23 protein-coding genes are annotated in these 26,692 nt (G+C 66.7%); 13 read left to right on the plus strand and 10 right to left on the minus strand.

Annotated elements, in window-relative coordinates; genetic code table 11:
- The 4 genes from QZ709_RS07740 to QZ709_RS07755 form a co-directional block, all read right to left on the minus strand.
- The gene (locus tag QZ709_RS07740; RefSeq protein WP_294636686.1) at nucleotides 1-2,775 is read right to left on the minus strand and encodes a PAS domain S-box protein; all 2,775 of its coding nucleotides are present in this window, start codon (nucleotides 2,773-2,775) and stop codon (nucleotides 1-3) included.
- Nucleotides 2,776-2,844: 69 nt separating this feature from the next.
- On the minus strand, nucleotides 2,845-3,222 hold the full coding sequence (locus tag QZ709_RS07745) for a response regulator (RefSeq protein ID WP_294636687.1): 378 nt from the start codon (nucleotides 3,220-3,222) through the stop codon (nucleotides 2,845-2,847).
- 39 nt (nucleotides 3,223-3,261) lie between these two features.
- Nucleotides 3,262-4,371, minus strand: coding sequence for a HAMP domain-containing sensor histidine kinase (locus tag QZ709_RS07750; protein WP_294636688.1), 1,110 nt, complete (start codon nucleotides 4,369-4,371; stop codon nucleotides 3,262-3,264).
- Nucleotides 4,372-4,392: 21 nt separating this feature from the next.
- A complete protein-coding gene (locus QZ709_RS07755) occupies nucleotides 4,393-5,082 on the minus strand; it encodes a helix-turn-helix domain-containing protein (RefSeq protein WP_294636689.1) in 690 nt (229 codons plus the stop codon).
- Between the two features lie 172 nt (nucleotides 5,083-5,254).
- Between QZ709_RS07755 and greB the strand changes: the two genes are divergently transcribed.
- Nucleotides 5,255-5,827 (plus strand): transcription elongation factor GreB, encoded by a 573-nt coding sequence (gene greB, locus QZ709_RS07760; protein WP_294636690.1) that lies wholly within the window; start codon nucleotides 5,255-5,257, stop codon nucleotides 5,825-5,827.
- Between the two features lie 34 nt (nucleotides 5,828-5,861).
- Here greB and QZ709_RS07765 read toward each other — a convergent pair whose 3' ends face one another.
- From QZ709_RS07765 to QZ709_RS07780, 4 genes are all read right to left on the minus strand, one after another.
- The gene (locus QZ709_RS07765) at nucleotides 5,862-8,105 is read right to left on the minus strand and encodes a bifunctional (p)ppGpp synthetase/guanosine-3',5'-bis(diphosphate) 3'-pyrophosphohydrolase (RefSeq protein WP_294636691.1); all 2,244 of its coding nucleotides are present in this window, start codon (nucleotides 8,103-8,105) and stop codon (nucleotides 5,862-5,864) included.
- A gap of 117 nt (nucleotides 8,106-8,222) precedes the next feature.
- Nucleotides 8,223-8,426, minus strand: coding sequence for a DNA-directed RNA polymerase subunit omega (gene rpoZ, locus QZ709_RS07770; protein WP_294636692.1), 204 nt, complete (start codon nucleotides 8,424-8,426; stop codon nucleotides 8,223-8,225).
- Between the two features lie 67 nt (nucleotides 8,427-8,493).
- Complete coding sequence (gene gmk, locus QZ709_RS07775; RefSeq protein WP_294636729.1) at nucleotides 8,494-9,114, minus strand: guanylate kinase; 621 nt, start codon at nucleotides 9,112-9,114, stop codon at nucleotides 8,494-8,496.
- Nucleotides 9,115-9,162: 48 nt separating this feature from the next.
- Nucleotides 9,163-10,101, minus strand: a complete 939-nt coding sequence (locus QZ709_RS07780) for a YicC/YloC family endoribonuclease (RefSeq protein ID WP_294636693.1) — start codon at nucleotides 10,099-10,101, stop codon at nucleotides 9,163-9,165.
- Nucleotides 10,102-10,130: 29 nt separating this feature from the next.
- Between QZ709_RS07780 and QZ709_RS07785 the strand changes: the two genes are divergently transcribed.
- From QZ709_RS07785 to hemW, 5 genes are all read left to right on the plus strand, one after another.
- Nucleotides 10,131-11,099: a serine/threonine-protein kinase gene (locus tag QZ709_RS07785; protein WP_294636694.1), complete on the plus strand. Its 969-nt coding sequence runs from the start codon at nucleotides 10,131-10,133 to the stop codon at nucleotides 11,097-11,099.
- Nucleotides 11,096-12,031 (plus strand): PP2C family serine/threonine-protein phosphatase, encoded by a 936-nt coding sequence (locus tag QZ709_RS07790; RefSeq protein WP_294636695.1) that lies wholly within the window; start codon nucleotides 11,096-11,098, stop codon nucleotides 12,029-12,031. Before QZ709_RS07785 ends, QZ709_RS07790 begins: the two co-directional genes overlap by 4 nt.
- A gap of 89 nt (nucleotides 12,032-12,120) precedes the next feature.
- Complete coding sequence (rph, locus tag QZ709_RS07795; RefSeq protein ID WP_294636696.1) at nucleotides 12,121-12,855, plus strand: ribonuclease PH; 735 nt, start codon at nucleotides 12,121-12,123, stop codon at nucleotides 12,853-12,855.
- Nucleotides 12,856-12,886: 31 nt separating this feature from the next.
- The gene (gene rdgB, locus QZ709_RS07800) at nucleotides 12,887-13,579 is read left to right on the plus strand and encodes an RdgB/HAM1 family non-canonical purine NTP pyrophosphatase (RefSeq protein ID WP_294636697.1); all 693 of its coding nucleotides are present in this window, start codon (nucleotides 12,887-12,889) and stop codon (nucleotides 13,577-13,579) included.
- 28 nt (nucleotides 13,580-13,607) lie between these two features.
- Complete coding sequence (gene hemW / locus QZ709_RS07805; RefSeq protein WP_294636698.1) at nucleotides 13,608-14,807, plus strand: radical SAM family heme chaperone HemW; 1,200 nt, start codon at nucleotides 13,608-13,610, stop codon at nucleotides 14,805-14,807.
- A 184-nt stretch (nucleotides 14,808-14,991) separates the two neighbouring features.
- Here hemW and QZ709_RS07810 read toward each other — a convergent pair whose 3' ends face one another.
- Nucleotides 14,992-16,695 (minus strand): long-chain-fatty-acid--CoA ligase, encoded by a 1,704-nt coding sequence (locus tag QZ709_RS07810; protein WP_294636699.1) that lies wholly within the window; start codon nucleotides 16,693-16,695, stop codon nucleotides 14,992-14,994.
- 274 nt (nucleotides 16,696-16,969) lie between these two features.
- Between QZ709_RS07810 and QZ709_RS07815 the strand changes: the two genes are divergently transcribed.
- Both QZ709_RS07815 and QZ709_RS07820 read left to right on the plus strand, forming a co-directional pair.
- Entirely contained in the window at nucleotides 16,970-17,506 is a 537-nt protein-coding gene (locus QZ709_RS07815; RefSeq protein WP_294636700.1) for a hypothetical protein, read from the plus strand.
- Nucleotides 17,503-19,113: a GMC family oxidoreductase gene (locus QZ709_RS07820; protein ID WP_294636701.1), complete on the plus strand. Its 1,611-nt coding sequence runs from the start codon at nucleotides 17,503-17,505 to the stop codon at nucleotides 19,111-19,113. The genes QZ709_RS07815 and QZ709_RS07820 overlap by 4 nt, the downstream gene beginning before the upstream one ends.
- Nucleotides 19,114-19,207: 94 nt before the next feature.
- Here the strand turns inward: QZ709_RS07820 and ompA are convergent, their stop codons facing one another.
- Nucleotides 19,208-19,864: an outer membrane protein OmpA gene (gene ompA / locus QZ709_RS07825; protein ID WP_294636703.1), complete on the minus strand. Its 657-nt coding sequence runs from the start codon at nucleotides 19,862-19,864 to the stop codon at nucleotides 19,208-19,210.
- 324 nt (nucleotides 19,865-20,188) lie between these two features.
- Between ompA and gyrA the strand changes: the two genes are divergently transcribed.
- The 5 genes from gyrA to QZ709_RS07850 all read left to right on the plus strand — a co-directional run bounded on the left by gyrA (nucleotide 20,189) and on the right by QZ709_RS07850 (nucleotide 26,681).
- Nucleotides 20,189-22,819 carry a DNA gyrase subunit A gene (gene gyrA, locus QZ709_RS07830; RefSeq protein WP_294636704.1) on the plus strand — a complete coding sequence of 877 codons (2,631 nt, stop codon included), beginning with the start codon at nucleotides 20,189-20,191 and terminating at the stop codon, nucleotides 22,817-22,819.
- 76 nt (nucleotides 22,820-22,895) lie between these two features.
- Nucleotides 22,896-23,510, plus strand: coding sequence for a hypothetical protein (locus QZ709_RS07835; RefSeq protein WP_294636705.1), 615 nt, complete (start codon nucleotides 22,896-22,898; stop codon nucleotides 23,508-23,510).
- A gap of 46 nt (nucleotides 23,511-23,556) precedes the next feature.
- On the plus strand, nucleotides 23,557-24,675 hold the full coding sequence (serC, locus tag QZ709_RS07840) for a 3-phosphoserine/phosphohydroxythreonine transaminase (RefSeq protein WP_294636707.1): 1,119 nt from the start codon (nucleotides 23,557-23,559) through the stop codon (nucleotides 24,673-24,675).
- The gene (pheA, locus tag QZ709_RS07845; RefSeq protein ID WP_294636708.1) at nucleotides 24,668-25,798 is read left to right on the plus strand and encodes a prephenate dehydratase; all 1,131 of its coding nucleotides are present in this window, start codon (nucleotides 24,668-24,670) and stop codon (nucleotides 25,796-25,798) included. Before serC ends, pheA begins: the two co-directional genes overlap by 8 nt.
- Before the next feature lies 1 nt (nucleotide 25,799).
- Nucleotides 25,800-26,681: a prephenate dehydrogenase/arogenate dehydrogenase family protein gene (locus QZ709_RS07850; RefSeq protein WP_294636709.1), complete on the plus strand. Its 882-nt coding sequence runs from the start codon at nucleotides 25,800-25,802 to the stop codon at nucleotides 26,679-26,681.
- The last annotated feature ends 11 nt before the right edge of the window (nucleotides 26,682-26,692 follow it).

Below are 26,692 nucleotides of genomic sequence, written 5' to 3' on the forward strand. Positions count from 1 at the left end.
TCAGGTGGCGTCCGCCAGTGCGGCAGACAGTGCGGGCACCCCACCCATGCCGACCACGGGCAGCCACAGCACCACGGTCGTCCCCACGCCGAACTGGCTGGTCAGCATCACCTGCCCGCCGTGCAACTCGATGATCTCTTTGACGATGGTCATGCCCAGCCCTGTGCCCGGGATGTTGCCCGACGTGTCGGCACGGAAGAAGCGCTCGAACACCCGCTCCAGCTGGTCGGGCGTCATGCCGATGCCGTGGTCGGTGACGTGAATGCCGCACTCGCGCGAGCCCGCCTGATCCCGCCACAACAGGGACAGTTCGATGGCACCGCCGCCCGGCGAGTACTTGTAGGCGTTGGACAGCACGTTGGTCAGCGCCAGCGACAGCTTTTCGCCGTCGACATCGACGAGGATGGGCTGCGCGGGCAGACTGAAGTCGACCTTGCGCGGGTCGTTGTGCACCAACAGACCGGCCAGCGTGCCCTCGATGATGGGCTGCAGGACCTGCTTTTCCCGTTTGAAATCCTTGCCACGGCGCGACTCGATCCGGGCCAGATCCAGCAGTTCGTTGACCAGGTTGATCAGAATCTGCGCCTGCCTGTGGATGGTCGACAGCATGTCGTTGCGGCGCTCGTCGTTGAACTGGCGCTTGAGCAGCAATTCCGTGAAGCCGAAGATGCTGGCCATCGGCGTGCGCAGTTCATGGGCCGCGATCGACAGGAATTCGCTCTTCATGCGATCCACCTCGCGTTCGTGGGTGACATCGCGGAAATACAGGGCCGTCTCGTTGTCGTGCCCGCCGTGTCGCACGCGCCGGCTCAGGGTGCGCTTGCAGGGGGTGTGCAGGTGCAGCAGCTCGCGCGCGCCCGACAACCGGCCGTCGCCATCGCTGCCCGGCAGATCATTGACCGTGCCCGGATCGGTCTCGACCCACTCGCATCGCAGCATGAGCTGCTCTTCGAGCGCGTCCATGGATTGCCCGACCAGGTCGGCCGCCAGCAAGCCGGTCATGCGCTCGAAGGCCGGGTTCACGATGCTGACCTCGCCTCGCTTGTCGAGCACCACGAAGCCATCGGGACTGAGGTCGAACACGGCATTGAGCCGTTCTGTGCGCAGGTGCAGCACCTGCTCGGCGGCAATCCGGTCGGTGATGTCGCTCTGCACGCCGACGTAATGCGTGAGCACGCCTTCCGCATTGAGCACCGGCGAGACCGCAAGTTCGTTGTAGAACAGGCTCCCATCCTTGCGGTAGTTGCGCACCACCACCTGGCACGGACGGCCTTCCCGGATGGCCGCACGCATGGCATGGATGCCGGGCTGATCCGTGTCCTGACGCTGCAAGAGGTTGCAGTTGAGCCCCAGGATCTCGTGCGCCTCGTAGCCTGTGATCTTCTCGAACGCCGCATTGACGTAGATGACCGGCTGGTTCGGCAGGGTCATCGAGGCGATCACCACCCCATCGGCCGAGGACGCCAGTGCACGATCCCGCAGCAACAGCTCCTGTTCGGCCCACTTGGCATCGGTCGTGTCCCGCACGATGAAGGTCTGGATCAGCTCCCCATCGAGCATGACCCGGCTGGCCGACACCGCCACCGGAAAGGCCGTGCCCTCGTTGCGCAGCCCCGTGGTCTCATGACCCAGCACCCGGTTCGAAAACCCGTGACAGGCAAACCAGTCGTCCAGACCCTCGGCGGACAGGGTGGGCAGCACGCTGCCGATGGGCTGCCCGATCAGCACCTCTGGCGGGCGTCCGAAAATGCTCGTGCTGGCCTGGTTGCACCAGCGCACCACGCCCTGCACATCGACCAGCACGATGGCGTCGGCCGCCGCGTCCATCACCGCCTGATTGCGCGATTGCGTGCGCTCCAGCTCTGCGGCCATCTCGCTGGCCATGCGGGCGGCGCGACGGCGGGTCGAGATCAGCATCAGGTAGACATGCAGCGCTGTCAGCGTGCAGACCAGCCCGAACAGGGCGGCGCTCCACACGCTGGCATGCCGCCACACGCGCGCCCATCCGCTTCGATCGGGCTCACGCCCCTCCAGGGTGAGCGTGACCGGCTCACCGGCCAGGGTGAGCCGCATCGCGCGCTGCCATCGCATCTCGCTGCCTGGCGCGGCCGGATAGGCCGCACCCCGGACACCGCCAGGCACGTCGTTCAAGGACACGCTCTCCTGACCGAACAACTTCGCCCGGAATCGCCATGCCCCCTCGGGCAGCCTCACCGGCAGGAGCACACCATCGGTCAGGCGGGACACCACCCAGCCACGCCCAGCCGGCAAGGCCGCCACAAGAAAGCGCGAGGACGATGCACCGCCGGTGGCCGGCGGACACAAGACGCCCGATGAGCGGTGAGCCTGAAGCAGACAGGCTGCCAGGGCCTCAGCCTCCGCCTGCGGGTAGCCGGTCAGCCGGACCAGGCTGGCGGGCGACGCGGCTTCGGCGGGCACCCGGTGCAGCTGAGCGGCCGACCAGCTCTCATGGGCATTGTGGGCGCTGCCCGACGCGAACCACGCTGCTGCCTGTTCCGTCAGGGCAACACGCTGGGTGAGTCGGTCCTGAACCAGCATCTGCAGGCGGGCGGCATCGGCCTCGAATTCATGCGCCGTGCGCTCGGCCTCGATCTGCCAGACCGTCCACACCGCGGCTGCCGTCAGGCCCGCGCCGATGACCCCGATCAGGCCCATGGCATGGCCCAATGGAATCCGACCCGTCAGCCGCTCCAGCCCCATGATGAGCCGCTCGATCGGCGCCGGCAGCTCGACAGGATCGCGTCGGTCGTTCATGGCCTGACTCCTGTGCCCGACGAGCGGGCGGCAGCGGGGCAGCGATCGCGCCCCGATGGGACGACACGCTCAGGCTACGGTGGCGACCATCGCCTCCACGCGCTCGATCAGCTCCAGCGGGCTGAAGGGCTTGACCAGATAGGCATCGGCACCCGCGCTTTCGCCGGCGGCCAGGTCGGTGGCCTGTCCCCGCGCCGTGAGCATCACCACCTGGATGGCCTTGAGGTCGGCATCCTGCTTGATGCGCGTGCACACCTGGTAGCCGTCCAGCAGGCCCGGCATCATCACGTCGAGCAGCATCACGGCCGGCCGGATGGCGCGGGCCATGGCGAGGCCCGACTCGCCATCGTGTGCTTCATGGATTTCGAAGTCGCCGAACTCCAGCGTCATGCGAATGAGCTTGCGGATGTCCGCCTGGTCTTCCACGATGAGGATGCGATGGCCCATGATGGTCTCCTGTGCGTTTTCGACGGCCGGGCCGGGAGGTCATTCCCCTTTGCCACCGGCCAGATTCACCTTCTTGCTCATGCTGCGAGCCAGCAACTCGGACATGTCCTTGGCATAGCGCTGCGCCTGCTCGACCGACAACTGTGCGTCTTGCGTTGCGGGCGCTCCCGCCGGAATCTCGAGCACGAAGTCCACGCCATCGAAATCGTCCTCGATGCGCACCGAGCCGCCGTGCTGTTCCAGGATGCGCTGGCTCAGCGCCAGCCCAATGCCTTGACGCGTCCCCGGCTTGGGTGAATCCCCCACGCCGAAGGGCACATAGGCGCTGCGCCGTTCATGGTTGGACACGAACAGGCCCTGGTTGCGCGCCCGCACCATCACCCGAGTGCCGACGGCCTGGACGGCCAGGTTGATCAGCCCACCCGGCTGGGCGCTGCGGATCGACTGCTCGAGGTACTCCGACACGGCCTTGCCCAGCCAGTGCACACTGCCATAGACCGGCGGCAACTCTGTGTCGAGGCCATGGGTGGCGATCGTCACATTGCGCGCGTCCGCCAGGTGGATGACCTCGTCGAGCGCCTTGCGCAGCAGATCGGGCAGCAGGATGCGCTCGTCGCGCCGGATGGCACTCGCGCCGAAGACATTGACGAGGTCATGCAACTTGCCCAGCTTCACCGACAGTCCCGCTGCCTCATCGGCCAGCGCATGCAGCTCGGGCCCCGCCCCGGGACGGGACAGCATCTGGCCGATGGCCGGCAGCTTGCCAGCCAGGGTCTGGATCGGCTGCGCCATCTCGGCATCGATGTAACCGATCAGGTTTTCCAGCGCCTGCGAGTACCAGCGTTCTTCCGACACGTTGTTGAGCACCACCATCAGGTCGTTGCCCACCGGCGCGTTGATCACGACGGCCCGGATCGAGTCGGGGTGCGCCTCCTGCGTCGTCAGCTCGAACTGGAAAGGCAGCGTGAGCATGTTCTGGCCGGCGGCCTTCACCGTGCGCTCGGCCACAGGGTCCATCATGGGCTGCCCGAGCATCACCGGGGTCATCTGCACCGCCGCCTTGTTGGCATAACGGACCACGCCGTTGCGCTGCACCCAGACCACGCCACTCTTGACCTGGTCGAACAGCATGCGGAATGCGTCGTTCATGTCGTGCCTCGCCTTCGTGTTTCAGCCGGCGTGCTGCCCCAGGAGGTGCCGTCCCACCCTGACCGCGACCGCCTCGGGCGTGACCGGCAGCCTCATCAGTTCGGCACAGGTCGGCAGGCCACCTCGCCGCGCAATCTCGTGGTCGCTGGCTGCGCTCAGCACCAGCACGCGCATGCCGGCCATCTGTTCGCACCGCTCCAGCGTCCGGAGCATGCCCATCCCGTCCATGCCGGGCAAGTCGAGATGGGTCACCAGCAGATCCGGCACGCGCTGGCCGATCTGCAGCAGCGCCAGGTAACCTGTCTCCGCCGTGCGCATGTGCACCGAAGGGCCGAACGGCAGCAGCGCGTGCTCGCAACGCTGCTGCCACGCGGTGTCGTCGGCCACCAGCAGCACATCCAGCGGGCGCGTGCCCTTCACGGCATCGCGCGAGGCGGGGGCCGCCGATTGCGTCTCAGGCACCGCGGCCAGCGCGGCCTGGCGCTGAGCCAGCGCGCGCGGCACGGGCTCGCCACCCAGGCCGGTGCTCAGGGCCAGCGCCTCGACGGCGTTGTGGGGAATGCGCCGGTGTCCGCCCGGCGTGCGGGCCGCCGGCAGGATGTCGGCCTCCACCCACAACTGCACGGTGCGCAAGGACACACCCAGACGCAGCGCCGCCTCGCGGGTCGTCAGCATGCGGGCACCCGGGCCCAGAGGAATGACTTGAGACATGGGGGAAGACTCCGTCGCACGGTTCACCGGCTCTCAGATGGGATGTCGGCAGGTATTTCATTTTTTCGAGATGCCGGTGTGAAGGACAGCCCCCGCGCCGTGCTGAAACACCCGCTCAGCGTGAAGAAGTCGCGTTTGCCGCCCTGTGTCGCGATTCGGCACAATGCCGCCCATGAGCAAAGCCTTCACCAAGGAACCCGAGGGCGACGAGGACGACGACCTCGCGCTGCCGCCATTGCCGGCCGGCACCAAGAACTACATGACCCCCCAGGGCTACCAGCGCCTGCGTGCCGAACTGGTCAGCCTGATCGACGTGGAGCGGCCCAAGGTGGTCGAGGTGGTGCACTGGGCCGCCTCCAACGGCGACCGCTCTGAAAACGGCGATTACCTGTACGGCAAGAAGCGGCTGCGTGAAATCGACCGCCGCATCCGCTTCCTCACGAAGCGGCTGGACCGGGCCGAAGTCGCCGATCCGAGCGCCCACCACGGCAACGACCAGATCTTCTTCGGCGCCACCGTGACATACGCCAACCAGGCCGGCGTGGAGCGCACCATCACGATCAAGGGCATCGACGAAGTCGACAACCTGCAGGGCGAGGTGAGCTGGATCTCGCCGATTGCCCGGGCGCTGCTCAAGGCGCGCGAGGGCGACGAAGTGCAGTTGATGACGCCCGGCGGCCTGGAACGGCTCGAAGTCCTGGAGGTGCGCTACCCGGCCCCGGGCGAGCCGCAGGACGCGGCGTGAGGCGCGCCAGGCACGGGCGTGCCTGGCATCGGGCTCAAGGGCAGACGCGCTCGGCCCGGATCACGACCGCGCACCGCCGCAGCGCACGCAGCACGTCGGCCAGGTGCTCGCGGTCGCGGACGGCCACCGTCAGCTTGAGTTCGGCGGTCTGCCCCAGGCGCTCGTCACCCATCTCGATGTGGGTGATGTCGGTCTCGGCACTGCTGATCGCCGAGGCCACCTGCGCCAGCACGCCCTTGCCATTGGTCACCGTCACCGCCAGCACCGTTTCGAACGGGCGGGTGGGCTCCTCGGCCCAGCTCACGTCGATCCAGCGCTCGCTGTCGCGCTCGAACAGGCGGCGGCCCACGCCGCAGCGCTGGGTGTGCACCACCAGACCCTCGCCACGACCGAGGTAGCCTGCGATCGGGTCACCCGGGATGGGCGTGCAACAGGGCGCCAGCCGCACCGTGGCCCCCTCGGTGCCGTCGATCACCACCGAGCCCTGCGTGGGGGCCTCGGCAGCCGCGAAACGGCCCAGGGTCAGCGTCAGGGCATCCGGGCGCTCGCCCGACTCGGCCATCAGCTGCGCCAGGCGCTTGGCCACCATCGGCGCGATCTTGCGGCCCAGGCCGATGTCGATCAGCAGCTCTCGCTGGGTGCGGTTGCCCCCCCAGCGCACCAGGCTCTGCCACAGCGCACCTTCGGCGCCCGGGCTTTCGTCGTCGCCTGGCGGCAAGGTCAGGCCCTCGGCGCGCAAGGCCTGGGCGAGCAGCTTTTCGCCCAGCTCCAGCGACTCCTCGGCCTCCATCGCCTTCAGGTAGCTGCGGATCTTGGAGCGCGCCCGGCCCGTGCGCACGAAGTTCAGCCAACCCGGGTTGGGTCGGGCACTCGGCGCGGTGATGATCTCCACCACATCGCCGCTGTGCAGTTGCGAACGCAGCGGCACCGGCTCGCCGTTGACCTTGGCCGACACGCAGCGGTCGCCCACGCCCGAGTGAATGGCGTAGGCGAAGTCGACCGGCGTCGCGCCCTTGGGCAGCGCCACGATGCGCGACTTCGGCGTCAGCACGTACACCGACTCCGGGAACAGGTCGATCTTCAGGTGCTCGAGGAACTCGGCCGAATCGCGCGTCTCATGCTGGATGTCGATCAGCGACTGCAGCCAGACCGCCCCCTGCTGCGGCGAGACCTCGCCCGGCTGCTCGTTCTCCTTGTACATCCAGTGCGCCGCGATGCCCTTCTCAGCCACCGCGTGCATGGCCTGCGAACGGATCTGGAACTCCACGGCCGTGCCCACCGGATTCACCAGCGTGGTGTGCAGCGACTGGTAGCCGTTGGCCTTCGAGATGGCGATGTAGTCCTTGAACCGCCCCGGCAGCGGCTTGTAGAGCTGGTGCAGCACGCCCAGCGCGGTGTAGCAGTCCAGCAGTTCGTGCGTGACGATGCGGAAGCCGAAGATGTCGCTGACCTGCGCGAAGGTCAGGTTCTTTTCGACCATCTTGTGATAGATCGAATAGACCGTCTTCTCGCGGCCATAGACCTCCACGTCCATGTCGGCCGCGTGGAAGGCGTCCTGCACCTCCTTGCGGATGCGCTCGACCAGGTCACGCCGGTTCCCGCGCGTCTTCTTGACCGCCTTGGCCAGCACCCCGTAACGCCATGGGTTGATGTACTGAAAGGACAGCTCCTGCAGCTCGCGGTAGGTCTGGTTCAGGCCCAGCCGGTGCGCGATGGGCACGTAGATTTCGAGCGTTTCCCGGGCGATGCGGGCGCGCTTGTGCGCCGCCATCGCGGCCATCGTCCGCATGTTGTGCAGCCGGTCGGCCAGCTTGATGAGGATGACGCGCACGTCGCGCGCCATGGCCAGCAGCATCTTCCGGAAGGACTCGGCCTGCGACTCTTCCTTCGTCGAGAACTGGAGTTTGTCCAGCTTCGTCAGGCCATCGACCAGTTCGGCCGTCGGGACGCCGAAGCGCTCGATCAACTCCACCTTGGTGACGCCGCAATCCTCCATCGCGTCGTGCATCAGCGCGGCCATGATGGCCTGCGCATCCAGCTTCCACTCGGCGCACAACCCGGCCACGGCGATCGGGTGCGTGATGTAGGGCTCGCCGCTGGCACGGAACTGCCCGAGGTGGGCCTCGTCGGCAAAGCGGTAGGCCTCGCGGACGCGGCGGATGTCGGCCTCGTCCAGGTAGTCGAGCTTGTGGGTCAGCGCGGCGAACGAAGCCGCCGCAGCATCAGTGGCCAGGGTCATGTCCTGAATGTAGCGCGAGAGCAAGTCCCCTGGGGACATCGGACTCTCGGAAAGCAACGGCAAACGTGCGCAACGCCAACGACAAAGGCCCGCCTAGGCGGGCCTCGGTGGATCAGCGGGCGGCGTGAGCGCTCGAGATCGGCAGACCGACCCGGATCAGGTCGGCACCTTGCGCAGCATCTCCACGCCGACCTGGCCGGCGGCGATCTCGCGCAGGGCGGTCACGCTGGGCTTGTTGCGGGTCTCGATCTTCGGGGTGTGACCCTGGCTCAGCATGCGGGCGCGGTAGGTCGCGGCCAGCACCAGCTGGAAGCGGTTGGGGATCTTTTGCAGGCAGTCTTCGACGGTGATGCGGGCCATGAGGCTCTCCGAAGGATGAACTGGTTGCCCAGTTCGTGTTCAAGGTGTGTCCAGGACGAGGCCGGGCTCAGACCAGATCGAGGGCGCGAAACACAGCGGACTTGTTTCGGCGCTGAGCCGCGTATTTTAACCGCTGCGCGTGAACAATGGCTTTCAGATCGAACAAAGCCGACTCGAACAGGGCATTGACCACCACGAAATCGAAGTGCTGCGCCTGGGCCACCTCGATGCGCGCGTTGGCCATGCGCAGGTCGATCACGTCCTGCGGGTCCTCGCCGCGGCGGTTCAGGCGCTGCAGCAGCTCTTCGTAACTGGGCGGCAGGATGAAGATCAGGATCGCGGTCGGGAAAATCTGCTTGATCTGCAGTGCCCCCTGCCAGTCGATCTCCAGCACCACGTCCTCGCCGTGCTGGATGCGCTCCTCGATCGCCTTGCGCGACGTGCCGTAGCAGTTGCCGTGCACCTCGGCGTGCTCGAAGAAGTCGCCGCGGGCCACCATGGCGTCGAACTCGTCCTTCGAGACAAACCAGTACTCGCGCCCGTGCTGTTCCTGGCCGCGCGGCTTGCGGGTGGTGTGCGACACGCTGACCTGCAGGCGCGAATCGAGTTCGAGCAAGGCCTTCACCAGGCTCGACTTGCCCGTGCCACTGGGGGCCGAGACCACGAAGAGGTTGCCGGGATAGTCCATGTCGCTGACGGGCGCGTAAGAAAGGGGTTGCGTCACGTTATCGGCCACTCATTCGAGGTTCTGAACCTGTTCGCGCATCTGCTCGATCAGGACCTTCATTTCAACGGAAATCTGTGTCAGCTCCAGGGCAGCGGCCTTCGATCCCAGCGTGTTGGCCTCGCGGTGCAGCTCCTGGATCAGGAAGTCCAGGCGCTTGCCGACCTCGCCGCCCTTCTTCAGCAGCCGCCCGATCTCGTCGAGGTGGGCCTTCAGGCGCTGCAGTTCTTCGTCCACGTCGATGCGCAGGGCGTAGGCTGCGGCCTCGCTCAGGGCGCGCTCCTGTGCGGCTTCGGGCGTCACGGCGCCTCCCACGGCCTGCAGCGCGTCCTGGTACTTCTGCACAAAGCGCTCCTGCTGGCGCTGCACCGCCTGCGGCACCAGCGGCTCGGCCTGCGAGGCCAGCGCCTTCAGCCCCTTGAGCTTGTCCTGCAGCACGGCCACCAGGCGGGCGCCTTCGCGCTCACGGGCTTCTTTCATGGCCTCGATGCACTGACGGGCCGCCTCCATGGCGACCTCTTCCAGGCGGGCTGCGGGTGCCGCTGCACGGCACCAGTTCAGCACCTCATTGACGCTCAGAGGGGCCGCCTTGGGCAACCAGTTCTGCACCGTGCCCTCAAGTCGGGCCAGTGTGTGCAGTTGGTCGGGCTGGGGCTGGGGCCATCCGGCATCCGCGGCACGCTGAGGCTGCAGACGCAACTCCATCTTGCCGCGCTTGAACGAGGCGGTCACCAGGTCGCGCAGCGCCGGCTCGAGGGCCCGGAACTCGTCCGCCAGCTTGAAGCTCAGGTCGAGAAAGCGGCTGTTGACCGAACGCAGTTCGGCCCCGACAGAGCCGCTGACGCCCTTGCGCGACGCCCCTGGCGTGTCGGAATCCTCGCCGTGCTCACCCGATTGGTCGGGCAGGGATGCCACCGCACTGGCGAAGCCGGTCATACTGTAGACTGACATGGTTACTTGACACCGGACAAAACTCGATTATGTCAAAGCCCAAACCCGCCCCGTTGCCCTCGGGCACCGTCGTGGGGGGCTACCAGGTGGTCAAGAAGCTTGCGGCCGGCGGCTTCGGCGTGGTTTACCTGGCCGAAGACCCCGAAAAACGCCTGGTCGCCCTCAAGGAATACCTGCCCGCCTCGCTCGCCGAGCGCTCTCCCGGCGAGCTGATCCCGCGCGTCAAGCCGGACAAACAGCCCCTGTATCGGCTGGGGCTCAAGAGCTTCTTCGAAGAAGGTCGTTCGCTGGCTCAGATCGCACACCCCAGTGTGGTCTCGGTGCTCAACTTCTTCCGCGAGAACGAAACCGTCTACATGGTGATGAACTACCTGCAGGGCGACACCCTTCAGGACTTCATCGTCACAGCACGAGACCTCAAGCGCGACAAGGTCTTCCGCGAATCGACCATCCGCAGCCTGTTCGACGAAATCCTCCGCGGCTTGCGCATCGTGCACCAGCACAAGATGCTGCACCTCGACATCAAGCCCGCCAACGTCTTCGTCACGAACGACAACAAGGCCGTGCTCCTGGACTTCGGTGCCGCGCGCGAGGTGCTGTCCAAGGAAGGCAACTTCATCCGCCCGATGTACACCCCCGGCTTTGCCGCGCCAGAGATGTACCGCCGCGACGGCTCGCTGGGGCCGTGGACCGACATCTATGCCATCGGCGCGTGCATCTATGCCTGCATGCAGGGCTACCCCCCGAACGATGCGCCGCAGCGCCTTGAAAAAGACCGTCTGGGCCTGTCGCTCTCGCGCCTGCGCAACGTCTATTCCGACAACCTGCTGGAGGTGACCGAGTGGTGCATGTCGCTGGACCCCCTCGCCCGCCCGCAAAGCGTGTTCGCCCTGCAGAAGGAGCTCGCCCGCGAAACCGAGCGCCGCTACTCGAAGCTCACGTTCGCCGAACGCGTGAAGCTGCAGCTTGAAAACCTCAAGACCGGTACCAAAGCATGAGGTTCTCCGTCTACCAGATCAGTCGCAAGGGCGGCCGCGAAAAGAACGAAGACCGCATGGGCTACTGCTACACGCGGGACGCCGGTCTGTTCGCGCTGGCCGATGGCATGGGCGGGCACCCGGAGGGCGAAATGGCCTCGCAGCTGGCCCTGCAGACCATGGCGGCCCTGTTCCAGCGCGATGCCCGGCCGACCCTGTCCGAGCCCATCCGGTTCCTGCAGGACGCCATCATGGCAGGCCACCACCAGTTGCTGCGCTACGCCAGCGAGAAGGGCCTGATCGACACCCCCCGCACCACGCTGGTCGCCTGCATCCTGCAGGGCAATGCGGCCTACTGGGCGCACTGCGGCGATTCACGCCTCTACTTCGTCCGCGGCGACAAGCTGATCGCCCGCACACGCGACCACTCCTACTCCGAGCTGCAACAGACACTGTCGACCGTGGTGCCCATCAACGAGCGCTACAACCGCAACGTGCTGTTCACGTGCCTGGGCAGCCCCGGCAAGCCGGTGGTCGACACGGCCGGCCCGCTGCTGCTCCAGAAGGGCGACCGGGTGCTGCTGTGCTCCGACGGACTGTGGGGCACGGTCGATGACGAGGTCATCACCCAGCACCTGGCCACCCACGCCATTGCCGACGCCGTGCCCGAACTCGTCGAAGAGGCACTGCGCAACGGCGGGCCCAAGTGCGACAACGTCACCGTCATCGCCATGGAGTGGGAATCCGCCGGGCACGAAGACCCGGCCGGCGTCTCGACCGACACCCTGGGCGAAGAGGTGTTCGCCTCCACCATCCAGGCCAGCGTGGGCAATGCCGGCGGGCCGGGTAACATCGCCGACGCCGACGACCTGGACGAAGCCGAGATCGAGCGCTCCATCCGCGAGATCAACGAAGCCATACGCCGATCCGCCGCCGCTGCGCGCAAGACCTGACGGCGGCCCGACGCCATTCCCGAGGGCACGGCATCGCGCGCGTGCCCTCTTTGTTTTTTCACCTGACCCCTTTCCTGACAGGAGCCACCATGGCCTTCCAACGCCCGCACGGCCGCGCTGCCGATTCGCTGCGCCCGCTCACCATCACCCGCGGCTACACCCGCCACGCCGAAGGCTCGGTGCTCATCTGTTTCGGTGACACCAAGGTGCTGTGCACCGCCTCGGTCGAAGAGAAGGTGCCGCCGCACAAGCGCGGCAGCGGTGAAGGCTGGGTCACCGCCGAATACGGCATGCTGCCCCGCTCCACCCACACCCGCAGCGACCGCGAAGCCGCCCGCGGCAAGCAGAGCGGCCGCACCCAGGAGATCCAGCGCCTGATCGGCCGCAGCCTGCGCGCCGTGGTCGACCTGGCCAAGCTCGGCGAGCGCTCCATCGTGCTCGACTGCGACGTCATCCAGGCCGATGGCGGCACCCGCACCGCCGCCATCACCGGCGCCTACGTGGCCCTGATGGACGCAGTCAACGGCCTGCTGGCTTCCGGCAAGATCGCCGACAACCCCGTGCGGCAGCCCGTGGCCGCCATCAGCGTCGGCATCGTCGAAGGCACGCCGCTGCTGGACCTGGAGTACGTCGAAGACTCGGCCTGTGACACCGACATGAACGTCGTGATGACCGGCGCCGGCCACTTTGTCGAGGTCCAGGGCACCGCCGAAGGCGTGGCCTTCACCCGCGCCGAGATGGACCAGCTGCTGGCCCTGGCCGACAAGGGCATCCGCGAGCTGATCGCCGCCCAGGCGTCCGCCCTGGCCCAGCCGCTGGCCTGAAGCCCACCCGTCCCGCCCGCATGAGGCCGCCATGTCACGACAACTGATTCTTGCTTCCAACAACGCCAAGAAACTGCGCGAGCTGCAGGCCCTCATCGCGCCGCTGGGCGTCGACCTGGTGACGCAGGGGTCTCTCGGCATTTCCGAGGCCGAAGAGCCCCACGTCACCTTTGTCGAAAACGCGCTGGCCAAGGCCCGGCACGCCGCCCGCGAGGGCAACGGCCCGGCCCTGGCGGACGACTCCGGCCTGTGCGTCGACGCCCTGGGCGGGGCACCCGGTGTGCGCTCGGCACGCTACGCGGTCGATGCGGGACGCGTGCCGGAAGGCGCAGGACGGGACGTGATCGACCCGGCCAACAATGCGTGGCTCCTGGCGCAGATGGCCCACCTGCCCGCGCCCGCGCAGCGCCGCGCCCACTTCACCTGTCTGCTGGTGGCCGTGCGCCATGCCGACGACCCCGAGCCCCTGATCGCCGAGGGCCACTGGTCAGGCGAGTTGCTACAGGCCCCGCAAGGCGAGCACGGCTTCGGCTATGACCCGCTGCTGTGGATCCCCTCGCACGGCCTGAGCGCCGCCCAGCTCGACCCGGAGACCAAGAACGGCATCAGCCACCGCGCCGCGGCCTGCAGGACGCTGCTGGCGATGATGCGGGCGCGCTGGGGTCTGGCCAACGACGCGGCAGGAGCCGGTTCGCCAGCCCTTTGGCCCTGGCTGGCCCCCTGACCTCGCCCACGCCCTTGCGCACCCTCTCATGATCACGCTGCAACGCCCCGGCACCCTCGCGGCCCTGCCCCCGCTGTCGCTCTACGTGCACCTGCCCTGGTGTCTGCGTAAGTGCCCGTACTGCGATTTCAACAGCCACGAGGTCCGGCAACCGGACGGCAGCCCGTCCGCCCTGCCAGCCGACACGGAAGCCCGTTACCTCAACGCCCTGTGCGCGGACCTGGAAAGCGCCCTGCCGCAGATCTGGGGGCGTCGTGTGCACTCCATCTTCATCGGCGGGGGCACGCCCAGCCTGTTCAGCCCCGCCGGCATCGATCGGCTGCTGGCCGACATCCGCGCCCGCCTGCCACTCGATGCCGACGCCGAAATCACGCTCGAGGCCAATCCCGGCACGTTCGAGAAGGACCGCTTCCGCGCCTTCCGGGCCGCTGGCGTGACCCGGCTGTCCATCGGTGTGCAGAGCTTTGACGACGCCAAGCTCAAGGCGCTGGGCCGTGTGCACAGCCGTGATCAGGCGCTGGCGGCCATCGACGAAGCCCGCGCCTGCTTCGACACCTTCAACATCGACCTGATGTACGCCCTGCCCGGCCAGACCCTGACCGAGCTGCATGCCGATCTGGATCAGGCCCTGGCCTTGCAGCCGCCGCACCTGTCGCTCTACCACCTGACGATGGAGCCCAACACGGTGTTCGGCACCCGCCCGCCGCCCGACCTGCCCGACGACGACACCGCCTTCGACATGCTTGACGCCGTCGTGGCCCGCACGGCCGCTGCCGGCCTGCAACGCTATGAAGTGTCCGCGTATGCCCGGCCCGGACACCGCTGCTGGCACAACCTCAACTACTGGCAGTACGGCGACTACCTCGGCATCGGCGCGGGCGCGCACAGCAAGATCAGCTTTCCGGACCGCATCGTGCGGCAGGTACGCTGGCGCGAGCCCGCCACCTACATGGACAAGGCGCAACAGGGGCAAGCCTGCTCCAACGAGACCCCAGTCTCCCTGACCGACCGCCCCTTCGAGTTCATGATGAACGCCCTGCGCCTGAAGGACGGCTTCGAGCTCGTGCGCTTCACCGAGCGCACCGGCCTCACGCTGGCCAGCATCCAGGCCGCGCTGGACCAGGCCGAGGCCAAGGGCCTGCTTCAGCGCGATCTGGCACGCGCCTGGCCCACCGACAAGGGATTCGACTTCCTCAGCGACCTGCAGGCCCTGTTCCTGAAGGACTGACGCGGAATGACGTCGCCCAGCGGCCGTCCCGAGGCCTTGGTGAGGATGGATTCCGCGTCGATCCTGAGCAAGCCCTGCCCTTGAAAAGAAGAAAGGCCGCTGCCCGGAAGGACAGCGGCCTCGTGACGGCAACGCATCGGGTGTGAAAGCCACCGGCGGGCAGATCCCCGCCGGCCTCGCCCACTCAGGCGGCCTTCTTCTCGTCGCGCAGTTCGCGGCGCAGGATCTTGCCCACGTTGGTCTTGGGCAGATCGGTGCGGAACTCGATGTGCTTCGGGCACTTGTAGCCGGTCAGCTGCTCGTGGCAGTAGGCCTTGAGCTGCTCTTCCGTCAGCGTGGTGTCCTTGCGGACCACGAACAGCTTCACCGCCTCGCCCGACTTGCTGTCCGGCACGCCCACGGCCGCGCACTCCAGCACGCCGGGGTGCAGGTTCACCACCTGCTCCACTTCGTTGGGGTACACGTTGAAGCCCGACACCAGGATCATGTCCTTCTTGCGGTCCACGATCTTCACCAGGCCGGTCTCGTCCATCACACCGATGTCTCCGGTGCGGAAGAAGCCGTCGGCCGTCATGACTTTGGCGGTCTCATCCGGACGGTTCCAGTAGCCGGCCATCACCTGCGGGCCGCGGATCGCGATCTCGCCGATGCCGCCGATGGGCAGGTGGTTGCCGTCGTCATCCAGGATGGCGACATCGGTCGACGGGATGGGCAAGCCGATCGCGCCATTGAAGCCCTTGTTGTCCAGGCGGTTCACGGTGGCCACGGGCGAGGTCTCCGACAAGCCATAGCCTTCCACGATGGGGCAGCCGGTGAGCTTCTGCCACTTCTCGGCCGTGGCCTGCTGCACGGCCATGCCACCGCCGTTGGACACCTTCAGGCCCGAGAAGTCGAGCTTGGCGAACTCGGGGTCGTTGGCCAGCGCGTTGTACAGCGTATTGACCGCCGGGAACTGGTTGACGCGGTAGTTCTTCAGCGTCTTCACGAAACCCGGGATGTCGCGCGGGTTGGCGATCAGGATGTTCATGCTGCCCATGCGCGCGCCCATCATGTAGCAGGCCGTCAGGGCGAAGATGTGGTACAGCGGCAGCGCACACACGGCCACCAGCGGCTCGTTGCCCAGCTTGCCCAGCTCGGGCTTGAACCAGGCTTCGCACTGCAGGATGTTGGCCACGATGTTGCGATGAATCAGCGTCGCCCCCTTCGAGACACCGGTCGTGCCGCCGGTGTACTGCAGGAAGGCGATGTCGTCGGGCTTGAGCGCCGGACGGGTGTACTTGGCCGAACGGCCCTGCGCCAGCGCCTGCTTGAACGACACAACCTTGATGCCGCCGCTGTTGGGCAGGCTGTAGGCGGGCACCATCTTCTTGACGTGGCGGACCACGAAGTTCACCAGCGGCCCCTTCAGCCCAGGCAGCATGTCTCCCATCGAGGCCACGACGATGTGCTTGATCGGGGTGCGCTTGACGACTTCCTGCAGCGTCGTCGCGAAGTTCTCCAGGATCACGATGGCTTCCGCGCCGGAATCCTTCAGCTGATGCTCGAGCTCACGCGGCGTGTACAGCGGATTCACGTTGACCACGACGTAGCCGGCGCGCAGCACCGCCGCGATCGCCACCACGTACTGCGGCACGTTGGGCATCATCAGGGCCACGCGAGCGCCTTTGGCCAGGCCCAGCGATTGCAGCCACGCCGCCATGGCGCGCGACATGTCGTCCACCTGTTCGTAGGTGTAATGCGCCCCCATGAAGGCCGCCATGTCGCGCCGGGCGAACTGCTTGAAAGACTGGTCGAGCAGGTCCACCAGCGAATCGTATTCCGCGGGGTTGATCTCGGCCGGCACGCCGGGTTCGTAATGGGCCAGCCAGGGCTTGGAGCTCGTCGTCATCGGGTCATCCTCGTCTCTTCGGTCAGTCATTCACGCATGGTCCCACCCGGGGGTGCACCACACGACAATCCTGCATGCATTCTGCAACATGTGCAGCCAGGGGTAATCCCTAGTACCAGTCAGATACCAGCCCCTGGTTGACAGCGTATTGGACATTCATGTGGGGGTCACCCGTGTTAACCGGGACAGACACACATCACACGGAAAGGCACAATAGCATCAATGTGACTATAAGCGTTTCCCGTTTGACCCTCATTCGGACGCCCTGCAGATCATGGTTGACCGTGCGATAGACCACCCGCTGACCCCTCGTCGCCGCTGGTTCCTGAAGACCGCCCTGGCCATTGGCGCCGTGGGCGCCACCCTCGGGGGTGTCGTCTACTGGCATCGCGGCATGCGCGAGGGCCGCCTGACGCCTCACGGCCGCGCGGTATTCCGAGCGCTGGCCATCGGCTTTGTCGGGCCGATGCTGCCCTCGGACCCTGACCAGCGCGAGGCCGCGCTGCAACGCCATGTCGATGGCATCGAGCCCTTTCTCAACAACCTTCCCCAGGTCCTGCAGGTCCAGGTCAACAGCATCGTGGGCCTGCTGGCCAACGGGCTCACGCGCCGCATGCTGACCGGTCTGGATACCGACTGGGACCATGCCACGCCGGAGCAGCTCGACGCCGCATTTGACAACATGCGGCTTCACCCCCTCCCCAGCAACCGGCTCACCTACCAGGTCGTGCGCTCTGTCACCTGCATGACATTCTTTGCCAACCGCGAGCACTGGACCCTGACCGGCTACCCCGGCCCCACCGAACTATGAGCAAACTCCCAGACCCCTTCCGCGAAGGCCTTGCGCGAGGCTGGAAAGCGATCCATGGCGAAGCCGGCCTGCCCGATCGCGTCGAGTGTGATGTCGCCATCGTGGGCAGCGGCGCCGGCGCCGGCGTCACGGCTGAACTGCTGGTCAAGGCGGGCCTCGATGTGGTGCTCATCGAAGAAGGCCCGCTGCGCACCAGCAGCGACTTCAACCAGCGCGAATCCGAGGCCTATGCCGCGCTCTACCAGGACGGCGCCGGCCGCCGCACCGCCGATGGCGCCCTGACCATCCTGCAGGGCCGCTGCGTGGGCGGCACCACAGTCATCAACTGGACCAGCTCCTTCCGAACGCCAGCTCAGACCCTGGCGTACTGGCAGCGCGAGTTCGAGCTCAAGGACTTCACCGAGGCCGCGATGGCGCCGTGGTTCGCCCAGGCCGAGGCCCGGCTGAACATGGCGCGCTGGGAAGTACCGGCGAACGCGAACAACGAGGTGCTGCGCACGGGCGCACGCAAGCTCGGCATCCAGGCCGACGTCATCCCCCGCAATGTCAAGGGCTGCTGGAACCTCGGCTCGTGCGGCATGGGCTGCCCGACCAATGCCAAGCAGTCGATGCTGGTGACCACGCTGCCCGTTGCACTCGAGGGAGGTGCGCGGCTGTTCCATCAGACGCGGGCAGAGGCTTTCGAGATCGAGAACGGCGAGGTCAAGGCCCTGCTGTGCGCCCCCATTCGCATCAACGGACAGAAAGTGTCCGACCGGCTCATGCGGGTCACAGCCCGGCATTACGTGGTGGCGGGCGGCGCGATCAACTCACCGGCGCTGCTCAAGCGCTCCAAGGCCCCCGACCCCCATGGTCTGCTCGGCACGCGGACCTTTCTGCATCCGGTGGCCTTCTCGTCGGCCGTGTTCGACCACAAGATCGAAGGCTGGGCCGGCGCCCCGCAGTCGATCTACTCGGACCATTTCGTTCACGACGTACCACTCGACGGGCCCATCGGCTACAAGCTCGAAGCCACGCCCATGCACCCGGGCCTGACCTCCATCCTGCTGGGCGGCCACGGCAAAGACCTGGCCGAGCGCTTCGCACAGTATCCTCACACCCAGATGATGCTGGCGCTGCTGCGAGACGGCTTCCACCCGGAATCGCAGGGTGGCACGGTGTACCTGAACCTCGACGGCTCACCTTTGCTGCACTACCCGTTGAACGACTACGTACTGGAAGGCTTCCGCCAGGCCCTGCTGAGCATGGCGGAGGTGCAGTTCGCCGCCGGCGCCCGCAAGGTGCTGCCGCTGCACGAACAGGGGCAACACTATGAGAGCTGGGCGCAGGCTCGCCAGGCGATCCTCGGCTTCGACATGAAGCCCTACCTGGTCGGGGGCGGCAGCGCCCACGTGATGGGGGGATGCCGGATGGGCGGCAATGAGCGGCTGGGCGTCGTACGCCCTGATGGGGTGCACTGGCAGGTCCAGAACCTCTCCGTGCACGACGGCTCACTCTTTCCGACCAGCATCGGCGCCAACCCGCAGCTCTCGATCTACGGCACGGTCAACCGCATGGCCACGCAGCTGGCCAAGCGCCTCAGCGGCAAAGCGGTGTCGCTCGCCTGATCCGAGGCCACGCGGCGCACCAAAAACAAAACCCCGCCAAGGCGGGGTTTTGTCGTCGCGGTGTCAGGCCAGATAACCGGCCTGACGCCATCGATCACTTGTTGCGGGTGCCGACCACTTCGATTTCCACGCGGCGGTTCTTGGCGCGGCCTTCGGCGGTCTTGTTGTCGGCGACGGGCTGCTTCTCGCCCTTGCCTTCGGTGTAGACGCGAGCAGCGTCGATGCCCTTGCCGGTCAGATAGGTCTTGACGGCTTCCGAACGACGGATCGACAGCTTCTGGTTGTAAGCGTCCGAACCCACCGAGTCGGTGTGACCCACGGCGATGATGACTTCCAGGTTCAGGTCCTTGACCTTGTCAGCCAGGTCGTCCAGCTTGGCCTTGCCTTCGGGCTTCAGCACAGCCTTGTCGAAGTCGAAGAAGGCGTCGGCAGCGAAGCTGACCTTCTCGGTGGCAGGGGCTGCGACCACAGGAGCGGGAGCCGGAGCGGGTGCAGGAGCCGGAGCGGCAGCGGGGGCAGGAGCCGGGGCCGGAGCGGGAGCCGGGGCCGGAGCAGGCACGCCGTCGCAACCCTGAACGCCCGTCTGCGGGGTCCAGAAGTTGTCACGCCAGCAGTATTCGTTGGTGCCGTTCTTCCAGACGGTGCCATCCGTGCCACGCCAGTTGTCGACGGTGGACTGGGTCTGGGCAATGGCACCACCAGCCAGTGCAACGGTGGCAAACAGCGCGGCAACTTTATTGAGTTTGTTCATTCTGAATCCTCACGTGTAAGACGCAGCATTGGACTGCGAAGCGCCCTGCCTGGGCAATTAGCCAAAAAGCTAACCAGAAAAGGGGTTAACCCTTGGAGGGGTCTGACGCGAACCATTGTGCCATAGAGGTCTTGGCGCTCAATGGAGCGGCCATGCTGCACGAAGGCCGGCGCTTACTTGTTGCGCGAGGGCGACAACCCAGGCCAATTACAATGGCTTGTTTGCCCTGTCCTCCTCTGACACACGGGGTGGCGGGGCCATGGAAGCCCGTGCCGGGCCGGCACCTTACGCCAGGCCCGTCCCTTCTCCCCCGATCGAGTCCGCATGACGCCATTCGCCAAGGAAACCCTGCCCATCAGCCTCGAAGAGGAGATGCGGCGCTCGTACCTCGATTACGCGATGAGCGTGATCGTGGGTCGCGCCCTGCCCGATGCCCGTGATGGCCTCAAGCCCGTGCACCGTCGCGTCCTGTTCGCGATGCACGAGCTCAACAACGACTGGAACCGCCCTTACAAGAAGTCCGCCCGTATCGTCGGCGACGTGATCGGCAAGTACCACCCGCACGGCGACTCGGCGGTGTACGACACCATCGTCCGGATGGCGCAGGACTTCTCGCTGCGCCACATGCTGGTCGACGGCCAGGGCAACTTCGGCTCCATCGACGGCGACAACGCCGCGGCCATGCGGTACACGGAAATCCGCCTGGCCAAGATCGCCCACGAGATGCTGGCCGACATCGACAAGGAAACCGTCGATTTCGGCCCCAACTACGATGGCTCGGAAAAAGAGCCGCTGGTGCTGCCCACCCGCCTGCCCAACCTGCTGGTCAACGGCTCGGCCGGCATCGCGGTGGGCATGGCCACCAACATCCCACCGCACAACCTCAACGAGGTCGTCGACGCCTGCCTGCACGCGTTGAAGAACCCCGAGTGCTCGGTCGATGAACTCATGGAGATCATCCCGGCACCGGACTTCCCCACCGCCGGCATCATCTATGGCCTCAGCGGCGTGCGCGAGGGCTACCGCACCGGTCGCGGCCGCGTGGTCATGCGCGCGCGCTGCCACTTCGAAGACATCGGCAAGGGCGACCGCCAGGCGATCATCGTCGACGAGATCCCCTACCAGGTGAACAAGAAGAACCTGCTCGAGCGCATCGCCGAGCTGGTCAACGACAAGAAGATCGAAGGCATCAGCCACATCCAGGACGAGTCCGACAAGTCCGGCATGCGGGTGGTGATCGAGCTCAAGCGCGGCGAAGTGCCCGAGGTGGTGCTCAACAACCTGTACAAGCAAACGCAGCTGCAGGACACCTTCGGCATCAACATGGTGGCGCTGATCGACGGTCAGCCCAAGCTGTGCAACCTCAAGGACCTGGTCACCGTCTTCCTGGAGCACCGCCGCGAGGTGGTGACCCGCCGCACGGTGTACGAACTGCGCAAGGCGCGCGAGCGCGGCCACGTGCTCGAAGGCCTGGCGGTGGCGCTGGCCAACATCGACGAGTTCATCGAGACCATCAAGACCTCGCCGACGCCGCCCGTGGCCAAGCAGGCCCTGATGAGCAAGAGCTGGGATTCGTCGCTGGTGCGCGAGATGCTGTCCCGCGTCGAAGGCGACGCCCGGCAGTACCGCCCGGAGAGCCTGTCACCCAGCTATGGCATGCAGCCCGATGGCTTGTACCGCCTGAGCGAAGACCAGGCGGGCGAGATCCTGCAGATGCGCCTGCAGCGCCTGACCGGCCTGGAGCAGGACAAGATCATCGGCGAGTACAAGGATGTCATGGCCCAGATCGCCGATCTGCTGGACATCCTCGCCAAGCCCGAGCGCGTCTCCAGCATCATCGGCGACGAGCTCACGGCCATCCGCACCGAATTCGGTCAGACCAAGCTCGGCGCCCGCCGCTCCACGATCGAGCACAACGCGCAGGAGCTGGGCACCGAAGACCTGATCACGCCCACCGACATGGTGGTCACGCTCAGCCACACCGGCTACATCAAGAGCCAGCCGCTCAGCGAGTACCGTGCGCAGAAGCGCGGAGGCCGCGGCAAGCAGGCCACCGCGACGAAGGAAGACGACTGGATCGACCAGCTCTTCATCGCCAACACGCACGACTACATCCTGTGCTTCAGCAACCGCGGCCGCGTGTATTGGCTCAAGGTCTGGGAAGTGCCGCAGGGCTCGCGCAACTCGCGTGGCAAGCCCATGGTCAACATGTTCCCGCTGGAGAAGGACGAGAAGATCAACGTGGTGCTGCCGCTGACCGGCGAGTTCCGCAGCTTCCCCGAAGATCACTACGTGTTCATGGCCACCCGCCTGGGCACGGTGAAGAAGACGCCGCTGACCGACTTCAGCAACCCGCGCAAGGCCGGCATCATCGCCGTGGGCCTGGACGAGGGCGACTACCTGGTGGGCGCGGCCCTCACCGACGGCAAGCACGATGTGATGCTGTTCAGTGACGGCGGCAAGGCCGTGCGCTTCGACGAAGAAGACGTGCGCCCCATGGGCCGCAGCGCCCGCGGCGTGCGCGGCATGATGCTGGAGGAAGGCCAGTCGGTCATCGCCATGCTCGTGGCCGAAGACGAAACGCAAAGCGTGCTGACCGCCACCGAGAACGGTTACGGCAAGCGCACCAGCATCGTCGAATACACCCGCCATGGCCGCGGCACCAAGGGCATGATCGCCATCCAGCAGTCCGAGCGCAACGGCAAGGTGGTCGCGGCCACCCTGGTGCGCACGGAAGACGAGATCATGCTGATCACCGACAAGGGCGTGCTGGTGCGCACCCGCGTCAGCGAGATCCGCGAACTGGGCCGCGCCACCCAAGGGGTGACCCTGATCGCGCTGGATGAAGGTGCCAAGCTGATCGGCCTGCAGCGCATCGTCGAGAACGATGCGAACGCCGACGCCGATGCGGACGCCGGTGAAGCCGGCGACGACGGCGCCGGAACCGATCTGTGATCGCACGACACCAAGCAAACCGCACCCCGTTGCGCTGACGGGGTTCTCCTTCTCCTACGGACACCAAGGACCGAACATGAAGCTGACGAACACGGTATGGGCCACGGCCATCGCCTCTGCCCTGATGGCCACCAGCCTGGCCGCCCACGCCGAAAGCAAGAAGGAGCTGGTGCAGAAGCTGCTGACCATCCAGCAATCGGCCCTGGAAGGCACGGCCCGCGGCCTGGCTGAAAACCCCGCCCGCCAGCTGGCTGCAGCGGCGCAACCGGTGCTGGCCCAGGCCGTCCCGGAAGACAAGCGTGAAGCCACCGCCAAGCAGATCGATGCCGAGATCCGCAAGTACCTCGACACCGCCATGCCCGTGCTGCGCAACACGACGATCAAGCTAAGCCAGAGCGTGATCGGCCCGATGTTCGAAGAGCGCTTCACGGAAGACGAGCTCAAGCAGCTGGTCACCATGCTGGATTCGCCCGTGCTGAAGAAGTACCAGGGCCTGCTGCCCGAAATGAGCAACGCGCTGGTCGAGAAGGTGGTGCAGGAAGCCCGCCCGCAGGTCGACCCGAAACTGCAGGCAGCCCAGCAGAACATCCGCAAGATTCTGGACACCGCCACAGGCGGCAAGCTCAGCGGCGGCGGCCAGCCGGCCCAGCAGCCGGCCTCGGCCACCAAGCCGGCCCCGGCCAAGAAGTGACCCCCGACCCGGCCCCGCGCCGGGTTTGTTCCCATCGGATAGCCTCATGACGCGCCCCTTCAATTTCTCGGCTGGCCCGGCCACGCTGCCCGAAGACGTTCTCCAGCAAGCCGCCAGCGAGATGCTGGACTGGCACGGTTCGGGCATGGGCGTCATGGAGATGAGCCACCGCGGCAAGGAATTCATCTCGATCGCACAGCAGGCCGAGGCCGACCTGCGCGAGATCCTGTCCGTGCCAGCGAACTACAAGATCCTGTTCATGCAGGGCGGTGCGCTGGCCGAGAACGCCCTCCTGCCGATGAACCTGTCGCGCGGCGGGCGCACCGACTACGTGATCACGGGCTCGTGGTCGCAGAAGTCGGCCAAGGAAGCGCGCAAGTACTGCGACGTCCACATCGCCGCCACGAACGAAGGCGACACGCACACGACCCTGCCGGCGTACGGCAGCTGGCAGCTGTCCAAGGACGCGGCCTATGTCCATGTGTGCAGCAACGAGACGATCCACGGCGTGGAGATGCACGCGTTGCCCGACCTGAAGGCGCTCGGCTCGGACGCCCCGCTGGTGATCGACTGCTCGTCGCACCTCGCCTCGCGCCCGCTCGACTGGTCGCGTGTGGCCGTGGCCTATGGCGGCGCCCAGAAAAACATCGGCCCATCCGGCCTGACCCTGGTGATCATCCGCGACGACCTGCTGGGTCGCGCCCTGCCCATCACCCCGTCGGCATTCGACTACCAGACCGTGGCGAACAACGAGTCGATGTTCAACACGCCGCCGACGTACGCTTGGTACATCGCCGGCCTGGTCTTCCAGTGGATCAAGCGCCAGCGTGAATCGACACCGGCCGGCGATCTGGTCGGTCTGGCGGCCATCGAGGCGCGCAATGTGGCCAAGGCCACGCTCCTGTACGACTACATCGACGCCTCCGGCTTCTACGTCAACAAGGTGGCGCGCGACTGCCGCTCGCGCATGAACATCCCCTTCTTCCTGCACAACGAGGCGCTCAACGATGCCTTCCTGGCCGGCGCCAAGGAAGCGGGGCTGCTGCAGCTCAAGGGCCACAAGAGCGTGGGTGGCATGCGGGCCTCGATCTACAACGCCATGCCGCTGGCCGGCGTGCAGGCCCTGGTGGACTACATGACCCACTTCGCGAAGACCCATGGTTGAGCCGACCGACGCCCACTACCAGCCTGACGACCGCCCGGTCGACGAGCAACTGGCCGACCTGCGCGTGCGCATCGACGCCCTGGACGGCGAGCTGCTGAGCCTGCTCAATGCACGCGCCCGGCTGGCCCAGGCGGTGGGCGAAGTCAAGAAGCTGGACGGCTCGCCTGTGTTCCGTCCCGACCGCGAACTGCAGGTGATCGACGGGCTGCGCCAGCGCAACCCAGGCCCCATCCTGCCCGAGAGCATCGGCCCGATCTGGCGCGAGATCATGTCGGCCTGCCGTGCGCTGGAAAACAAGGTGCGCGTGGCCTTTCTGGGCCCGGTCGGCACCTTCAGCGAACAGGCTGCGCTGCAGTACTTCGGCTCGTCGATCGAGCCCATCGTGTGCGCCAACATCGACGAGGTCTTCCGCGCGACGCTGTCGGGCTCGGCCGACTTCGGCGTGGCCCCCGTCGAGAACTCGACCGAAGGCGTCGTGGCCCGCTCGCTGGACCTGCTGCTGCAGTCGCCGCTGGTGATCGCCGGCGAGACCAGTCTGCTCGTCACGCACAACCTGCTGCGCCTGACGCCGGACCGCGAAGGCATCACCGCCGTGTGCGCCCACCCACAGGCGCTGGCGCAGTGCCAGAACTGGCTGAACCAGCACCTGCCTCACGCCGAGCGGCGCCCGGTGGCCAGCAATGCCGAAGGCGCGCGACTCGCATCGACGGACCCGTCTCTGGCGGCGCTGGCCAGCGAGCGGGCCGCCTCGCAGTTCGGGCTGCACGTGGTGCAGCGCGCCGTGCAGGACGAGGCCCACAACCGCACGCTGTTCGTGGTGCTGACCCGCCCGGAGAGCCATGCCCCCTCGCGCCCGACCGGCCACGACTGCACCAGCCTGATCGTGTCGGTGGACAACAAGCCCGGGGCGGTGCACGACCTGCTGGCGCCGCTCAAGCGACATGGCGTCTCCATGACCCGCTTCGAATCCCGTCCGGCCCGCTCCGGCCAGTGGGAATATGTGTTCTTCATCGATCTGGCCGGTCACCTGGACGAGCCGCATGTTGCGGCCGCCATGGAGGAACTGCGCCAGCTGTGCAGTTTCGTGAAGGTGCTGGGCACCTTCCCCGTCGACCCTCACTGACATGTTCAACCAACTCGGCCTGATCGGCTGCGGCCTGATGGGCGGCTCCTTTGCCCTGGCCCTGAAGAAAGCCGGCCTCGTCAAGCGCGTCGTCGGCTACAGCAAGTCGCCCTCGACCGTCGAGAAAGCACGCCGATTGGGCGTGATCGACGTGGCTGCAGAGTCCGCCCTGCTGGCCGTTTCCGGCTCGGACATCGTGCTGATTGCCGTCCCGGTGGCGGCCACCGAGGCCACGTTCAAGGCCATCCGGCACCTGGTCGATCCCAACGTGCTGATGATGGACGTGGGTTCGACCAAGCGCGACGTGGTCGACGCCGCCCGCCGCGTGCTGAAGGAGCGGCTGCCGGGGTTTGTGCCGGCCCACCCCATTGCCGGGCGCGAAGTGGCCGGCATCGAACACGCCGATGCGGCCTTGTATCAAGGACGCAAAGCGATCCTGACCCCGCTGCCTCAGACCAACCCCGTGCTGGTGCAGCAGGCCACCGACGCCTGGTCCGCAGTCGGCTGCCAGGTGCTCAAGATGACCCCCGAGCACCACGATGCCGCGTTCGCGGCGGTCAGCCACCTGCCCCACTTGCTGGCCTTCGCCTACATGAATGCCATGGCCGAGCAACCGGCCGGGCAGGAGTACCTGTCCCTGGCCGGCCCGGGCTTCCGTGACTTCAGCCGCATTGCCGCCAGTGACCCCACCGTGTGGCGGGACATCCTCCTGTCCAACCGGGAAGAGATCCTGAAACAATCCGAGGCGTTTCGCCACGCGCTCGAGCAGATGGAGCGCCAGATGCGCGACTGGAATGGCCCCGCCCTGCAGGAGCTGATCCAGTCGGCCTCGGACGCCCGCAGCCAGTGGCACCTGGGCCCCAAGCCCCCTGTTTCCCGCTGAGCGCCTTCGCG

The sequence above is a fragment of the uncultured Aquabacterium sp. genome (genome assembly GCF_913773725.1).
Lineage (GTDB): Bacteria > Pseudomonadota > Gammaproteobacteria > Burkholderiales > Burkholderiaceae_C > Aquabacterium.

Coding starts and splice junctions, on each gene's coding strand:
- QZ709_RS07810 (WP_294636699.1), bottom strand. CDS start 16,695: ATGACGACGAGCTCCAAGCCCTGGCTGGCCCATTACGAACCCGGCGTG.
- QZ709_RS07780 (WP_294636693.1), bottom strand. CDS start 10,101: ATGTCAGTCTACAGTATGACCGGCTTCGCCAGTGCGGTGGCATCCCTG.
- QZ709_RS07820 (WP_294636701.1), top strand. CDS start 17,503: ATGAGCAAACTCCCAGACCCCTTCCGCGAAGGCCTTGCGCGAGGCTGG.
- QZ709_RS07765 (WP_294636691.1), bottom strand. CDS start 8,105: ATGTCCCCAGGGGACTTGCTCTCGCGCTACATTCAGGACATGACCCTG.
- ompA (WP_294636703.1), bottom strand. CDS start 19,864: ATGAACAAACTCAATAAAGTTGCCGCGCTGTTTGCCACCGTTGCACTG.
- pheA (WP_294636708.1), top strand. CDS start 24,668: ATGGTTGAGCCGACCGACGCCCACTACCAGCCTGACGACCGCCCGGTC.
- rdgB (WP_294636697.1), top strand. CDS start 12,887: ATGTCACGACAACTGATTCTTGCTTCCAACAACGCCAAGAAACTGCGC.
- gmk (WP_294636729.1), bottom strand. CDS start 9,114: ATGGACTATCCCGGCAACCTCTTCGTGGTCTCGGCCCCCAGTGGCACG.
- hemW (WP_294636698.1), top strand. CDS start 13,608: ATGATCACGCTGCAACGCCCCGGCACCCTCGCGGCCCTGCCCCCGCTG.
- rpoZ (WP_294636692.1), bottom strand. CDS start 8,426: ATGGCCCGCATCACCGTCGAAGACTGCCTGCAAAAGATCCCCAACCGC.
- QZ709_RS07835 (WP_294636705.1), top strand. CDS start 22,896: ATGAAGCTGACGAACACGGTATGGGCCACGGCCATCGCCTCTGCCCTG.
- QZ709_RS07740 (WP_294636686.1), bottom strand. CDS start 2,775: ATGAACGACCGACGCGATCCTGTCGAGCTGCCGGCGCCGATCGAGCGG.
- QZ709_RS07815 (WP_294636700.1), top strand. CDS start 16,970: ATGGTTGACCGTGCGATAGACCACCCGCTGACCCCTCGTCGCCGCTGG.
- QZ709_RS07790 (WP_294636695.1), top strand. CDS start 11,096: ATGAGGTTCTCCGTCTACCAGATCAGTCGCAAGGGCGGCCGCGAAAAG.
- gyrA (WP_294636704.1), top strand. CDS start 20,189: ATGACGCCATTCGCCAAGGAAACCCTGCCCATCAGCCTCGAAGAGGAG.
- QZ709_RS07745 (WP_294636687.1), bottom strand. CDS start 3,222: ATGGGCCATCGCATCCTCATCGTGGAAGACCAGGCGGACATCCGCAAG.
- QZ709_RS07750 (WP_294636688.1), bottom strand. CDS start 4,371: ATGAACGACGCATTCCGCATGCTGTTCGACCAGGTCAAGAGTGGCGTG.
- greB (WP_294636690.1), top strand. CDS start 5,255: ATGAGCAAAGCCTTCACCAAGGAACCCGAGGGCGACGAGGACGACGAC.
- serC (WP_294636707.1), top strand. CDS start 23,557: ATGACGCGCCCCTTCAATTTCTCGGCTGGCCCGGCCACGCTGCCCGAA.
- QZ709_RS07755 (WP_294636689.1), bottom strand. CDS start 5,082: ATGTCTCAAGTCATTCCTCTGGGCCCGGGTGCCCGCATGCTGACGACC.
- QZ709_RS07785 (WP_294636694.1), top strand. CDS start 10,131: ATGTCAAAGCCCAAACCCGCCCCGTTGCCCTCGGGCACCGTCGTGGGG.
- QZ709_RS07850 (WP_294636709.1), top strand. CDS start 25,800: ATGTTCAACCAACTCGGCCTGATCGGCTGCGGCCTGATGGGCGGCTCC.
- rph (WP_294636696.1), top strand. CDS start 12,121: ATGGCCTTCCAACGCCCGCACGGCCGCGCTGCCGATTCGCTGCGCCCG.